Annotated in this window: 7 protein-coding genes; 6 read left to right on the top strand and 1 reads right to left on the bottom strand. The window is 74.8% G+C overall.

Going from position 1 to position 14,880, the window contains the following annotated elements; translation table 11 throughout:
* Positions 1-598 precede the first annotated feature (598 nt).
* A complete protein-coding gene (locus ACZ56E_RS15790; protein WP_471214509.1) occupies positions 599-2,152 on the bottom strand; it encodes a hypothetical protein in 1,554 nt (517 codons plus the stop codon).
* Positions 2,153-2,971: 819 nt separating this feature from the next.
* Here ACZ56E_RS15790 and ACZ56E_RS15785 point away from each other — a divergent pair.
* The 6 genes from ACZ56E_RS15785 to ACZ56E_RS15760 are packed head-to-tail and all read left to right on the top strand — an operon-like array spanning position 2,972 to position 14,830.
* On the top strand, positions 2,972-3,673 hold the full coding sequence (locus ACZ56E_RS15785) for a hypothetical protein (RefSeq protein ID WP_471214508.1): 702 nt from the start codon (positions 2,972-2,974) through the stop codon (positions 3,671-3,673).
* Entirely contained in the window at positions 3,670-9,438 is a 5,769-nt protein-coding gene (locus ACZ56E_RS15780; protein ID WP_471214506.1) for a CHAT domain-containing protein, read from the top strand. Before ACZ56E_RS15785 ends, ACZ56E_RS15780 begins: the two co-directional genes overlap by 4 nt.
* Positions 9,435-9,782, top strand: coding sequence for a hypothetical protein (locus ACZ56E_RS15775; RefSeq protein ID WP_471214504.1), 348 nt, complete (start codon positions 9,435-9,437; stop codon positions 9,780-9,782). The genes ACZ56E_RS15780 and ACZ56E_RS15775 overlap by 4 nt, the downstream gene beginning before the upstream one ends.
* Positions 9,775-10,206 carry a nucleotide exchange factor GrpE gene (locus ACZ56E_RS15770; RefSeq protein ID WP_471214502.1) on the top strand — a complete coding sequence of 144 codons (432 nt, stop codon included), beginning with the start codon at positions 9,775-9,777 and terminating at the stop codon, positions 10,204-10,206. Before ACZ56E_RS15775 ends, ACZ56E_RS15770 begins: the two co-directional genes overlap by 8 nt.
* Entirely contained in the window at positions 10,203-12,344 is a 2,142-nt protein-coding gene (locus ACZ56E_RS15765) for an Hsp70 family protein (RefSeq protein ID WP_471214500.1), read from the top strand. Before ACZ56E_RS15770 ends, ACZ56E_RS15765 begins: the two co-directional genes overlap by 4 nt.
* Positions 12,341-14,830 (top strand): Hsp70 family protein, encoded by a 2,490-nt coding sequence (locus ACZ56E_RS15760; protein ID WP_471214499.1) that lies wholly within the window; start codon positions 12,341-12,343, stop codon positions 14,828-14,830. The genes ACZ56E_RS15765 and ACZ56E_RS15760 overlap by 4 nt, the downstream gene beginning before the upstream one ends.
* Positions 14,831-14,880: the final 50 nt, after the last annotated feature.

Raw genomic sequence — 14,880 nt, 5'->3', positions numbered from 1 at the left:
GGGCGGCGACGACGCGGATGGGGGCGGCGCCGCAGCCGGGGGCGGCGGGGGTCGGGGTGGTGAGGGCGGTGTCATCGGGGGTGGCGCCAGTGGGGATGGCGTCTTCGGAGACGGTCCGCCCGGGGGTGGCACCTCCGGGGGCGGTGCCTGCGGGAGCGGTGCCTGCGGAGAAGGTGATTTCAGGGGTGGGCCCTCCGGGGACAGGACCTCCGGGGACGGCGTCTCCGGAGAAGGCGCCTTCCGAGAAGGTCCCCCCTGGGACGGTGGCTTGGGGGGCGGTGCCTCCGAGGGCGATGCCTCCGGAAAAGGTGACTTCGGGGGCAGGCCCCACGGGCGCAGTGCCTCCGGGGAGGGCGCTTCTGGAAAAGGTGTCCTTCGAGGCGGTCCCCCCAGGGACGGTGGCTTCGGGGGTGAGCCCTCCGCGGACAGTGCCTCCGGGGAGGGTGCCTCCGGAGAAGGCGCCGTACTAGACGGTCCCCTCAGGGACGGTGGCTTCGGGGGCGAGCCCTCCGCGGACAGTGCCTCCGGAGAAGGCGCCGTACGAGACGGTCCCCCCAGGGACGGTGGCTCCGGAGTCGCCCCCTCCAGGGGTGATGCCTCAGAGAGCGGTGCCTCCAGAGAAGGCGACTTCGGGGGCGGGCCCCCCGGGAGCCGTGCCTCCGGGAACGGTGCCCTCCGGGACGGTCTCCCCGGGGACGGTGCCTTCGAGGGCAGTGCCTCGGAGGAGGGTGCCTTCGGGGACGACGCCTCCAGGGGTGGCGCCGCCCGGGGTGACGCCGTCGGGGATGGCGCCGCCCCGGATGACGTCGTCGGGCGTGCGCGGCTCGCTGCGCGGGCGTGGACGGGGGTGGGGCGGGTGCGGCTCGCCCGTGGGGAGGTCGAGGCCGCAGAGGCGGAGTTCGAACGGGCGCACCGACTGCGTCCTGCGGCCGCCGGGCCGCTGCACTGGCTGGGCTGCGCGGCCGCGCACCGCGGGGACCTCGCCGCGGCGGAGCGCCACCTCACCGCGTCCCTCGCCTGCGCCGTTCCCCACAGCCGCAGCCTCGTCCAGCGTGCCTACGTCCACGCCCGCGCGGGCCGCCCGGACGCCGCACTGAGCGACCTGCGCGCCGCCGCCCTGGCCGGGCCGCTCGACGACGAGGCCCGCTGGGTCGAGGCAGCCCTGTCGGGCCGCTCGGCGCGCGAGGTGGCGCTGCGGCTGCGCAGGGCGGCCCTTACCTCCCTGACGGGCCTCACTTCGCGGACGGGTGTCGGTGACGGGCCCCGAGGGCAGGAAGGAACACCCGTCGACGAACGTCACGGAGAACGGGACAGAGACCGAGGCCGGGCGCAGGACGGGGCACGTGCCGAGGAACGTCGCGGAGGCCGGGACAGCGGGCGGGGTGAGGGGGCAGGCAGGGGGCTGGGCGAAGGTCCCGTGGGTAGCGAGCGGGAGCCCGTACCGGGAGGGGTGTGGGGGCGGGGCGGGGAGTTGATCGAGGCCGCGTGGGGGATCGATCGCACGCCCTGGTCCTTCGCCCCGCTGTACGCCGTGGCGCTGGTACGGAGTGGGCGCCGCGCGTCCGCCCTCGCGCTGCTCGGCGACGCCGTCCAGCACGACCCCGCCGACCATCGGGTCACCCACACCCTTGCCGTCGCTCTCCTCAACTCCCCCGCCCCGGCGCGTGACTCCGCGTGGGAGCGGTGCGTCGCCGCCTGGGCCGCCCTGCTGCACGACGCCGGGTTCTGGGAACACGTCCTGAGCACAGCCGGCCGCCGGTACGGCGTCCCCGTCGAGCCCTCCCTCGTACCCGTCCTGCGCGCCGGGTTGCGCGAGGTGCTCGAACGGCGCATGCCCGACGACACCGCCGCCACCCGCGTCGCGCCCGGCCCGCTTCTCCAGCGCGAGGCCGACGCCGCGAAGCTCCTTGCGGCCGTCGGCGGCTTTCCGTCCGCCCTGGGCGGCGGGGCACCGCTGTTCTGCGGGCCGCTGCGCATCGCGGAGCTCGGCAGGACAGCGGAGTTCGGCGCCTTCGCCGTGGCGCAGGGCGCGGCGGTCGTGGCGCAGCACGCGGGAGCCGCGGCGCAGCCTCCGACAGCTGCGGTGCAGGGTGCGCGGGCAGAGGCGTACGGCACGGGAGCAGGGACGCAGGACGCCGGGGCCGCGACCCAACACCCGACAGCTGCGGCGCAGAGCACGGGAACCAAGGCGTACGGCACGGCGGCTGAGACACAAGGCACAGGGGCCGTACCGCAGGACGTGACAGCTGCGGCGCAGAGTGCGGGGGTTGAGGCGTACGGCGCGGGGGCTGGGGCGCAAGACACCGGGGCTGGAGCGCAAGGCGCCCGGGTCGCCGCGCAAGACACCACAGCCGTAGCCCCCGGCGCAGGCGTCCCAGCGCAACACGCCGGAACCGCAGCCCACGGTGCAGGAGCCGGAGCACAAGGCACCGAGCCCACAGCCCACAGTGTAGGCACCCCAGCGCAACACACCGGAGCCACAGCCCACAGTGCACACGGCGCAGCGCAAGACACCGAGCCCACAGCCCACAACCCAGGCGCCCCAGCCCGACACACCGGAACCGCAGCCCCCACCGCAGGCACCCCAGCCCAACACACCGGAGCCACAGCCCCCACCGCAGGCGCCCCAGCCCAACACACCGAACCCGCAGCCCCCGGTGCACGCAGCGCAGCGCCAAGCTCCCAGCCCCTGCCCTCGAGCGCCAAGGCCCCCGCCTCACCGTCACCAGCGCCGACGCCTACGCCTACGCCTACGCCTACGCCTACGCCTACGCCTACGCCAGCATCAACATCGACGCCAGCGTCGCCCCACCCCAGCCCCCTCACCTACGCCTTCTCCGAACTCGGCTTCGCCCAGCTCCTGCTGGGGCAGGACAAAGCTGCCGACGCCCTCGCCGCGCTCAGCGAGCTGCGGTGTCCCGACTGTCGGGCCGCGCGGAGCGGACCCGGAGCCGGGCCCGGAGCCGGGGCCGTGTGTGAGCCGGAGTGTGTGCGCTTCGACGAGTTGAACCCGGGGTACGCCGGGTTTCCGGACAAGCACCGCAGGCTTGCCCTCGACGCGCGCGGGCTGGCCCTGGAGGCGCGGCTCAGCATGGGGCGCGCCGAACTGCGGGCGCCCCGGCCCGACTTCGGGGCGGCCGCCGCGTGCTGGCAGCGAGCCCTCGTGCACAGCCGGGAGCTGGACCGGTACCGCGAGACGCAGACCGCCATCGTCGACATGGCGCTCGGCGCGGCGCGCGACGCACACCGCGCGGGGCGGCTGACCCTCGCCGTGGACACGTTGGACATGACCCGGTCGGTCATCGGGGCCAATGAACGGGGGCGGTTGGAGGGGCAGTTGGCGCGGGTGCTTGCCGACCGGGGGATCTCCGTCGCCAACGACGACGAGGCGTTGCTCGACCAGCCCGCAGCCGACCTGCGCCGCTCCGTCGCCTTCAATCCGCATCTGCTGCGCGCGCAGGTCAGCCTCGGTGTCGTGCTGCGCGGGCTCGCCCTGGCCCGCTGGAGTTCGGGCAGTCTGTCGGGGGCGCGGGCGACCCTGCGGGAGGCCATCGACCAGCTCACCGCCGCGCTCACGCACTTTCCGGACGATCCCTATCTCGAAGAGCAGCGGGAAGCCGCGGTCGCCGACCTCGACCACGTCATGTGGCAGCCCGACGAGAGTGAGCAGTGACGGCCGTGCTCACCTACGAGGAACTCCGCATCCGGGTCCGCCGCGTCGGCGCGGCCCGCTACCTCGTGACCGCCAACGGACCGGCGTGCGCGGCCGAGGTCATCGCGGTCGGCGGGGAGCCCGCGGCGTTCCGCGAGCAGTGGGACCGGCTGATCTCGGCCGAGCTCGGCCTCGCGCCGATGGGCGAGCAGCACACCGTGGCGCAGCTGCGGGCGCTCGGCCGGGGCGTCTTCCGGTTGCTGTTCGGCGACGCGGTCCCGGCCCCCGAGGAGGACGGCGCGGACGAGGCCTGTGAGGAGATCGGGGCGCACGTCGGGGCGTGCGTCGACGCGGCGCTCGACCGCGCCCAGCGGATGCGTCCGGCACGCGGGCTGCGGCTCCGCTTCGATCTGCCGCCCGAACTGCGCGACCTGCCCCTGGAGTCGCTCTGCGCACCGCCCGGCAGCCCCCAGCAGTCGCTCGCCCTCAGCCACGGCTACTCCCTGGTGCGTTCGCTGGCGGGCGGGCCGCTGGGGCAGCGGCTGCCGGAACCCGCGGACGAGCCGAGCCTGATCCGGCTCCTCGTCGCCTGCGCCTCGCCCCGCGGGCTCGCCCCGCTGCGGGCCGCCGCGGAGGTGGCCGCGCTCCGCCAGGACCTGCCCGAAGTCGCCGTACAAACCACGGTGTTGGAGCGGGCGACGCGCGCGGGCCTGGAGTCTGCGCTCGGCGCGCACTCCGAACTCCCCACGGCCGTGCTGCTGATCGCGCACGGTTCGTACGACCAGGAGATCGGCCAGGGTGTGGTGGCCCTGGAGACGGAGACCGGCGGCGTCGATCGGGTGCCCGCTGATCTGCTCAGTGCGATGCTGCTCAAGGCGCGACGGCTGAGGCTCGTCGCCCTCAACCTCTGCTCGGGAGCGGACAGTTCGCACCTCGAACCCTTCTCCGGGCTCGCCCAGGCTTTGATCGGCGGCGGTGTGCCCGCCGTGGTGGCGATGCGGGGGCGGGTCAGCGACGTGTCGGCGGGCGTGTTCGGCCCCGAGTTGCTGAAGGGCATCGCGGCCAACAAGACCGTCGACGAGGCCGTGACCGCCGCGCGGCTGCGCATCTCGCACCAGCCGGAGCACACGGCGGTGGAGTGGGCGACGCCCGCGCTGTTCCTGCACGAGGGGTGCCGGCAGGGCTGGCTCTTCAAGGCGCGTGAGGTGCGGGACGACGAGTTCGGCGCCGGGGCGGTCGCGGACCCGCTGCGCGAGGGCGAGGACGCGCTGCGGACCTTCCAGAGCCCGGTCGGCCATGTCGGCTCGACGGTCCTGATCGGTGCCGCCCGCTTCCAGCGCGACCTCGGGCACTGGGGGCAGGTGCTGCGGATCCTGCGGACGGCGACGCGGAGTTACGCCGACGAGCAGCGCCGGATGCGGGCGGAGGCCGCCTTCGAACTGGCCTGGCCCGAGCTGGAGAAGCTGTGCGCGCTGCTCGCCGGGGAGCGGGACGCGGCGGGCGCGGAGGCGCAGCTCGACGTGGTGCGTGAGCTGCTGCCGGGGCCGGTGCCCGGCGCGCTCGCCACGGAGGTCGCCGGGTTGCGGCGGCTCGCCTCCCTCATCGACGAGGCGCGCGCCGCGGAGGCGGCCGGCGACTGGACGACGGCCATCGGCCGGTACGAGGAGGTGCTCGCCGCCCGGCCGGGCGGGCTGCGCGATGTGCCGGAGCGGCTCGCTGCGGCGCGGGACGAACTGCACGTGGCCCGCACCTGCGAGGCCGCCGAGCAGGCGCGGCTGGCGGGCGACTGGGGCGCCGCGGCCCACGGCTACGCCGCCGTCCTCGCGCTCCGCCCGGCCCACGGCACCGCCACGGCGTGGTCCTCCTATGTGGCGGGCCGGGCCGCCGAGGCGCGCGCCGACTGGCGTACGGCCGAAGCCGCGTACGCGGCGTGCGCGGGGCTCGACGACGCGGCGCCTCGGGCGGCGTACGTGCGGGGGCGGGCGGCGGCGGAGTCCGGGGACTGGCCCGCGGCGCGGGAGGCCTTCGCGCAGGCGGGGCCCGAGTGCGGCGCGTGGGAGGCGTACGCCGCGGGCAGAGCGGCGGAGTTGACCGGCTCGTGGGCCGCGGCAGCCGAGCGCTTCGCGGCCGCGGACGGCTTCCTGGACGGTGGCGTGCGGCTGCTGTACGCGCGCGGCTGCGATGCGGCGGAACAGGGTCACTTCGGTGCGGCCCTGGCGGACCTGGAGGCGGCGGCCGCGCAGGGGTGGCCTGCCGCGGAACCGTTCCTCGGCGACCTGCGCGCGCACGTGTACGAGGCGGCGCTTGCCTGCGTGGACGCCGCGGACTGGCCGACCGTGCTCTCCCACCTCGCCGCCCTGCCGGACGACTTCCGCGCCACCCGCCCCCTGCGGCACTACGCGCGGGGCCGGTCGGCGGCGGCCGAGGGTGACTGGCCGACCGCCGCAGAGGCCTTCGCGGGGTGCGGGGGCCCGGGGGCGACGGAGCACGTCCCCGCCGACGCGCAGAACCTCTATGCCTACGCCCAGGGACGCCTCCGGCAGGCGGAGGGGCGGTGGGACGAGGCGCTCGCGCTGTTCGGGGGGCTGCCGTCCGAGATGGGGGACGTACCCGACCGGGTGTTGTACGCGCGTGGGCGGGCCGCCGACGCGCGGGGAGAGTGGAACGGCGTCATCGACGGGTTCGGGCGACTGCCCGACGGTTACGCGGACGGTGAGGTGGGCGTCCGCCGTCTCTACGCACGCGCACGCGTGGCCGCCGATCTGCGCGGCGACTGGGCGGCGGTGCTCAGCCTCCTCACCGGCGTACCGGACGCGGCACGGGAGGGCGCGGTGGGCGCCCTGCGACGGAAGGCGGAGGGCCGCCGCGCAGAGGAGAACGACGACTGGGCAACGGCATGCACAATTCACGCCAGAGCCTTCCCGGACGGCGTCCCGAAGCCCTCCGGGGCCACCGCTCCCGAAGCTGCCCCAGAGTCTCCGAAGGCCACCGGTCACGAAGCCGCCCCGGGGTCTGCCGGAGCCGCCGGTCACGAAGCCGCCCCGGAATCCCCCGAGGTCGCCACCTCCAATCCCCCCGAACCCCCCACCCACGAAGCCCTCCACCTCTACCTCTACGCCCTCGCCCGTACCCACGAGCTCGGGGAGCGGTGGCAGGACGCCTACGACGTCTATCGGGAGATGGACGACGCCTGGGCCGATGTCGTCGTGCGGCGGCGGTATGTGCGGGTGCGTGTCGAGGAGGCGGGGGCCGTCGGGGGTGAGGACTGGCGGGGGGTCGTCGAGGCGTATGCGGGGTTGGAGCGGGACGGCGTCCAAGGCGTGGATGTCGCCGCGCGCAGCCGGTACGCGCGTGTGCGGGCCGCCGAGGCCGAGGGGGACTGGGCCGGTGTGGCCGCCGAGGCCGACGCGCTGGGGACCCATCGGGACGCGCCCGCCGTCGCCGCCTACGCCCGCGGCCGCCTCGCCGACGCGCACCAGGAGTGGCAGCGGGCCGCCGACGCCTTCCGGGAGTGCCCGGGGCACCGGGACGCCGACGCCCATCTTGCTTACGCGGAGGGGCGGTTGCTGGAGGCGGCGGGGCGGTGGAGCGCCGCCGTCGCCGCGTACGAGCGGGCGGGCGGCGCCCTCGACCGGGCGGACGTGCGGTGCCGCAGGCTGCGGCGGCTCGTCGGGCTGCTGCCCTGGGCGGACGGGCTGACCGGCGCTCCCCTGGTCGCCGACCCGTTCGCGGTGCGGGACCAGGCCTTCCCGTATCTGGCGCTGCGGGACGCGGGCGTCGACCCCGGCGCCTCCATGGACGTCGTGAAGAACGCCTCGTACGCCCTCCTGGAGCGTGGCTCCATGTCGTGGCACGAGCGGGTCGCCCTGGAGCGGCTGCGGCTGCCGGGGCGGCGCCTTCAGCTCGACGCGCTGCTCTACCGGTGGCACTCCCCCGCCGCGCTGCGGGACGCGCTGGCCGGGCTCTCGCCGGACGACGGGCCCGGCCTCCTCGACGCCCTGTGCGAGCGGTCCCCGCAGGACGCCCCGCTGCTGCTCCTGCTGGCCAGGGACCGGGAGGCGGCCGTCGCCGAGTGGGAGCGGCGGCTGACGGCGGCGCCCGGCGACATGGCCGTTCTGCACGGGCTCGCCGCGGCCCGGCTGTGGCAGGCGCAGGAGCTGGAGCAGAGCGGGGCGTGGGAGCACGCGGTGCGGACCTGGGAGTCGGCGCTCGCGTACTGGGCGACGCTGCTCAGCGACGACGAGTACTGGGACGGCTGGCGTGCCGAGCGCGCCGCCGCCTACGAACGCGACGTGACGCACGACGACATGGCGTCGCTGCGCTGGGAGCTCAGCCAGCACCTCTTCGGGCAGCTGTCGGCGTACGAACAGCGGCACACCGAGCAGGATCGCCCCCAACAGGCCGAGTCCTATCAGGCTTTGGCAGCGCTTTTGGAGTCCGAGCTGGGCGGCGCGCGGGTCCTCAAGGACGTGGGCGGGCTGCCTGCCGTGCCGGGCGCGGGCGCCACGCTGGCCTGCGGGCCGCGCTATCTGCGGCTGCTGCGCCTCCAGGAGCCGCTCGCGGAGCTCGCCGCAGGTCTCGACGCGGCTGCCCAGCAGGGCAAGGACCCGGGCGAGTACGCGGTGCGCGAACTGCGTTGGGCGTTCTCGGAGTTGGCGCCGAGCTTCACGCTGTCGGAGGTGCGGAAGTTCGAGGCCGCGCTGCGGTCGCTGCCCGCCTTCCGCACCCTGACCACCCTGCCGGAGGACTGCGCAGGGCCCGCGTCGCAGTCCGCGCACACCGACGCGTGCGAGCACTGCCAGGACTTCCTGCGGCGCAACCCCGCGTACGTACGGCTGCCGCGGCGGCACGCCCGGCTCCTCCAGGACGGCGTCGAGCTCGCCGTGCACGTCCGGCTCGCCCTCGCGAGGACGGCCCTGACGCGCGGCGACGGTGGACTGGACGAGGCGTTGGCGCACTGGGGCGAGCTGGTGAAGGTGTCCCGCAACGCCGGGATGCAGGCCCGCTCCAAGAAGGCCGTGATCCGTACGGTGCTCGGCCGGGTCGAGGCGCTCACCGACGAGGAGGGCGTGCAGCTCGGCGGCTGCCTCGACGAGGCCGTCACGCTCGTCGAGTCGGCCCTCACCGTCCTGCACCCGCTCGACCGCGACCTGCTCAGCCAACTGCACGCGAAACTCTCCGCGTTGCTGTCCATGCGCGGCGTGTGGCGCGGCTACACCCGCACCAAGCACGGCATGCGCTCCGACATGCACGGCGCGGAGGCCGACCTGCGCCGCGCCCTCGCCCTCAACCCGGAGTCGAGCCACGCCCGCGACAACCTCGCGCGGGCCTTCGTCTTCACACTCGACGAGCGGACGTACGAGGTGCCCGCGCGCCTGAAGCTGCTGCACGAGGCGCTCGGCCTCCTCGACGTGGGCCTCGGCCAGGCGCTGACGCACCGGTACCGCGAGACGCTCGGCGAGGCACTCGACGAGATGGAGAAGCTGCTCACCCGGCACCTCGGCGTCGCCGGCATGGGCGCCCTGATCCGCAGCGACGGCCAGGAGGCGCCGCCCGACGACAACGACCTGGCGTCGTGGGCGGCCGAGCTGACCGACCGGGCGGAGCGGGCGCTGCGCGGCGGCGACATCCTGTGGGCCCTGCACCACCTGATCCGCGCCACCCGCGCGGAGCCCACCGACAGCCGGATCAGACGGGCCCTGCTCGACGCCGTGCACCGCTGGCTCGCCGAACTCGCCCCGGAGACCAAGCCGCTTGAGAGCAAAGAAGGAGGCAGCGTCGCGTGATCGAGGACCCTTCCGCCGACGGGGGCGGACCCTCGCCCTACGAACTGCTCGCCCCGGCGGGCGTGACTCCCTGGACGACCCACAAGGACATGCAGGACGTCTCCTTCGAGCTGCTGGCCCGGCATCTGATGACGCCGGTCACCCAGCAGGCGTGGGACGAGCTGCGCGGCGTACGCCGCAGACTCCTCGTCGACCTGTTCCTGTACGACGTGGACCCGGCCGCCGAACTCCCCCTGGCCCTGGGCGACATCGACCGGGCGCTCGCCGCCGAACCGGCCGCGCCGCCGAGGGACGCGGTGCGCCTCCCGGACGAGCTGATCGACCTGATCCGGTTCGATGTCTGACCCGACGGCCCGGCTCGCCTACGAGCACGCCCGCGACCTCGCCGCCCGAGACGCCGCTCACCGCGCGCTCACCGAGCGGCTGTTGCTGCGCTGTGCCGACGCCCTCGACTCCTTCGACCGGCTCCTCGCCGACGGCGCGGCGAGCGATGTGGAGACGTACCGCGGAAGCCTGGCGCTGATCGCCGGACAACTGGAGAGGGACCTGGCGGAGGAGGGGCTCGAACGCGTCGGGCACGTCGGTGAGCCGGCCGAACCGGCCACGCACCACATCGTCGAGGTGCGCGCCGCGCCGCCCGGCGCGGCCGGCGACGAGGTCCTGGAAGTGGTGCGGCGCGGATATCGGTACCGGGGGCACGTGCTGCGCGCCGCCCGGGTGGTGGTCGCCGTCGACGGCGGCACTGAGCAAGGGACGGAGCGGGAATGAAGGCCATCGGTATCGATCTCGGCACCACGAACAGCGCGGTCGCCGCCCACGATCCGCACCGCGCGGCCATCGCGGTGCTCACCAACAGCAAGGGCGAGCGGCTGACGCCGTCCGTGGTCGGCGTCATGCACCGCGACGGCAAGGACCAGCCGCTGGTCGGCGAGGACGCGCTGAACTGGGCGGTCAGGCAGCCCAAGGAGACCATCGTCTCCGTCAAGCGCCTGATGGGCAGGGACTTCGCCGACGGCTCGGTGGCGCGGGCGCGGGACCGGATGAGTTACGACATCGTGGCGGGCCCCGACGACGACCCGCGGGCGTACGTGCTGCTCGGCGGGCGTGCCCGCACCCCCGCGGAGATCTCCAGCGTGATCCTGGACAAGCTGGTCAGGGACGCCTCGCGGGTCCTCGGCGAGCCCGTTACGCACGCCGTGATCACCGTGCCCGCCTACTTCCGGGACGCGCAGCGTGCGGCGACGCGCGAGGCCGCGGAGAAGGCGGGCCTGGTGGTGAAGAAGATCGTCGACGAGCCGACGGCGGCCGCGGTCGCCTTCGGTCTGCACAAGCCGGGCGGGGCGCGCAGCCGGGTGCTCGTCTACGACCTGGGCGGCGGCACCTTCGACATCTCGATCCTCAACACGGTCAAGGACCAGGAGGGCCGCAGCCAGTTCCAGGTCCTGCGGGCGGCCGGCGACATCTGGCTGGGCGGCGACGACTTCGACCTGGCGATCGTGGAGCGGATCATCGCGTGGATGCGGGAGGAGCACCACGTGGACCCGGCCGGGGACAAGGGCTTCCTGTTCCAGGCGAAGAAGGCCGCCGAGCGCGCCAAGCGCGAGCTGAACGACATGCCCGAGGCGTACATCGTGATCCCGGCGGCGTACCGCAGCGAGAACGGCGTCCTCGACGTCGAGATGAAGCTGACGCGCGGCGAGTTCCAGTCGATGATCGCGCCGCTGGTGGCCCGCACCATGGATCTGGTCCAGGAGTCCCTGGCCCGCTACGAACTCTCCACCGACGAGATCTCCGACGTGCTGCTGGTCGGCGGCGGCACGCTCACCCGCCCGGTGTACGAGGCGGTCGAGGCGTTCTTCGGCGCGGACAAGGTCCGCAGGAACATCAACCCCATGGAGTGCGTCGCCTTCGGCGCGGGCGTGCTCGCCGAGACGCTGCGCGGCGTCGAGTGCTCGGACCCGGAGTGCGCCAAGGTCAACGAGTACGGGGCGGACGCCTGCGAATCCTGCGGCCGCGGCCTCGCCGACGGGCGCTCCAAGGGCGACACGGGGCTGTACGAGTCGACGCCGATGGCGATGGGCATCGCCGCGATCAAGGGCGGCCAGCGCGATGTCTTCGTCGAGATCATCGAGGCCGGCTCGCCCTATCCGCTGTCCGAGCCGCGCCGGCGCACCTTCCACGCGACGGACAGCCGCCGCATCCGCGTGCCGGTCTACGAGGGCGACAGCAAGGTGGCGAGCGAGAACCACGAGCAGGGCGTCGTCGAGTTCGAGCTGCCGCAGGAGATCGAGGTCAACCGCCAGGTGGACGTCTCCTTCAACTACTCGGCGGACCGCATCATCACGGTGAAGATCTCCGTGCGCGGCACCGACATGGTCCACGAGGCGACGCCGAGCCGGGAGAAGCCGCGCACCCCGCCGCCCGAGCCCGTCGAGGAGCTGGACAGCGCGGTGCTGCGCGAGCAGCTGGGGTACGCCGAGCGGGAGGCCGACCACTTCCTGAAGCGGTACGGGCCCTACATCGAGCCGGTGCAGGCGATGAAGGTGCGCCGCGACATCGAGCAGGCGCAGCGGGCGGTCGCGATGGGCGACAGCGGCGAGTACAAACGGCTCACCGAGCTGCTGCTCGACGACATGTACCGGCAGTGCGGTCTGGCCAGCCAGTTCCGGCAGGCCGAGCTCGCCTCCGAGGGCGCCCCGCCGGAGACGGTCCGGCAGATCAACGAAGCGGTCGAGTACGTCAAACAGGCACACCGGCAGGGCAACAGCGTGGGGACCGCCCAGCAGGCCCGCAACCTCGTCAACCTCGTCGCGGTCGCCCAGTCCGAACGGGCCGTGCCGACGCTCCCCGACAAGCCGGACTACGAGGGCATCCTGCGGTTCGCCGAAGAGACGGCGGGCGGATGACACAGGCGCGGCCCGGGGCGGGGGCGGCGGCCGCCCCCGTCAGCCTCGGCATCGACTTCGGCGCCACGGGCATCCGCGCGCTCCACGCGCTGCCGAACGGGCCGGGGCGGCGGCTCGACGCGGAGTGGGGCGACGGGCCGTGGCTGCTGTGCGAGCCGGCCGACATGGGCGAACTGCCCGTGACCTTCCCGAGCCTCAAGAGCCGCCTGGGCAGCGGGCGTCCGGTGCACGTCGGGGGCAAGCAGGTCGACGCGGACCGGGTCGTGGTGCGCCTGCTGCGGTCGGTACGGGAGCGGGTGGAGGCGGCCGCTCCGGGGCGCGTGGCACAGACGGTGATCAGTGTGCCCGCGCGCTTCGGCTCGGCGCAGCGGGCGGCGCTGCGGGACGCGGCGCGCGAGGCGGGCCTCGACCCGGCGCGGCTGGTCAGCGACTCCATGGCCGCGGTGATCGGCCACATGACGGACCGGGACAGCGGCACGTGCCTGGTCTACGGCATGGGGTACGAGGGGTACGAGCTCGGTCTGATCCGCAGTGTCCGCGGCCACTTCCGCTCCCTCGGCTACGAGGGCGGGGCGACGTCGGGAGGACGCGCCTTCGACGCGGAGACACTGTCGTCGGCGGTGCGGCTACTGCGCAGGCACCGTGGCGCTGCCTCGGTCACCGGGGTCGACGCGGCCGTCTGGCAGGGTCTTCGCGCGCGCGGGCAGGAGGCGCGGGAGGCGCTCGGCGCGCCGGGCGGCCCGGAGGCGGCCGTGCTCGACCTGGAGCTGGGCGCGGGGCCCGCGCTCTGGGTGCGGTTCGCGCGGCCCGACCTCGACGCGTATCTGGACCGGCACGTGGGACGCACCCTCGACCGGGCCCAGGCCCTGCTCGACCAGTCGGGGATGACGTCGTCGGACGTGGACACGCTGCTGCTCGTGGGCGGCAACACCCGTATGGAGCAGGTGCGTTCGCGGGTCGCGGGACTCGGCGGCCGCAGCGTGCAGGCGCCGCCCGAGCTCCTCGCCCTCGGCGCCCTGAAACACGCGGTGCGCCTCGCGGGCGGCGCGGCGTCCTCCGGCCCCGCAGCCTTGGAGGAGGGCCCCCTGGAACCCTCCGGCTCCTCCCCCGACACCCTCTCCGACGCCCCACCGCTCACGGCGACGCTGGTGGGGTTGGAGGAGCGGGGGGCCGCGCGCGGGGGCGACGCTTCGGGGGGTTCGCGGGGCGGGGCGGGGGCGGGGGCGGGGGCTGGTGAGGTACGGGAATCGGGTGACGTACGGGGTTGGGGTGCCCTGCGCGAGTCGGGTGCCGGACGGGGCGGGGGTGCCGTACGTGAGCCAGATGCCGGACGGGACACGGGCGCCGGACGCGACGCAGGTACCGGACGTGATCGAGGTGTCGGACGTGACGCAGGTGCCGGACACGGCCCGGGTGCCGGATGGGACGCAGGTGCCGGACACGGCCCGGGTGCCGGATCGGACGCAGGTGCCGGACACGGCCCAGGTGCCGGACGGGACGCAGGTGCCGTACACGGTCCGGATGCCGTGGGTGAGGGGCGTGTCGGGCGGGATGTGCGGCAGGCGCGGATGTTGGTTCGCCAGGGGCGGGAGGGTGAGGCGGTCGCGTTGTTGCGGGAGATCATCGCGGAGGCGCGGGAGTTGCTGGACGACCTGAACCGGCGTCCCCCACCGCCGCCGCCCGATCCCGCACCACCCGCCGCCCCCGACACCGCACCGATCACCGGGACTGACCCGTTCCCAACGGCTGGCCCTCCCTCCGCGACCGACCCGTACCCCGCGACCGGCCGTCCCCTCGCGACCGACCCGTACCCCGCGACCGGCCCTTCCCCCGCGACCGACCCCTTCCCCGCGGCCGGCCCTTCCCCCGCGACCGACCCCTTCCCCGCGGCCGGCCCTTCCCCCGCGACCGACCCGTTCTCCGGGACCGATCCGTTCCCCGCGACCGGCCCACCCGCGTCGCCACCCACCGGGCACACCTCCGGGCCCACCGCCGGGCCCACCCCCGGGCCCGCCCTCGACCACATCTCGCGGCGTCGGCTCGCCCGGGCCCGGGCCCTGCTGTCGGCCGGGCGGTACGACCACGCCGTGCAGGCCGCGCACCTCGCGTGGCAGGACGCGGCGACCAGGCCGACCGGCGCCGACATGCTGGACGCGATGATCGACGTGCACTGCGCGGCCGCGATGGCGGACATGGCGCCCGAGCACTTCGCCGACGCCGAGCGGTGGCTCAACTGCGCGTACAACCACGATCCGACGAACGTACGCGTACGCGGCCTGCTCGCCGAGCGCACCTTCCGGCACGCCGTCGAACTGGACCGGCGCGGTGCGCGGGATGAGGCGATAGAGGCCCTCGGGAAGTGCCTTACGTGGGATCCTGAACACGCCGAAGCGGACGCGCTGTTGCGGCGGTTGAACCGTGACGGCAGGAACCGGCGCGGCAGGGGGGGCGTCCTCGGGCAGAGACCCCTCGATCCGCCCACGTGAAGCACCGCACAAGCACCCCAGAAGCACCCCACAAGCACGCCGTAAGCCAG

The sequence above is a fragment of the Streptomyces sp. NPDC039480 genome, assembly GCF_055597165.1.
This window is presented reverse-complemented; position numbering and strand designations above follow the sequence as displayed.

What these genes read in the sequence shown, in the direction of transcription:
- ACZ56E_RS15770 (WP_471214502.1), top strand. Translation starts at nt 9,775, where the DNA reads ATGTCTGACCCGACGGCCCGGCTCGCCTACGAGCACGCCCGCGACCTC.
- ACZ56E_RS15765 (WP_471214500.1), top strand. Translation starts at nt 10,203, where the DNA reads ATGAAGGCCATCGGTATCGATCTCGGCACCACGAACAGCGCGGTCGCC.
- ACZ56E_RS15760 (WP_471214499.1), top strand. Translation starts at nt 12,341, where the DNA reads ATGACACAGGCGCGGCCCGGGGCGGGGGCGGCGGCCGCCCCCGTCAGC.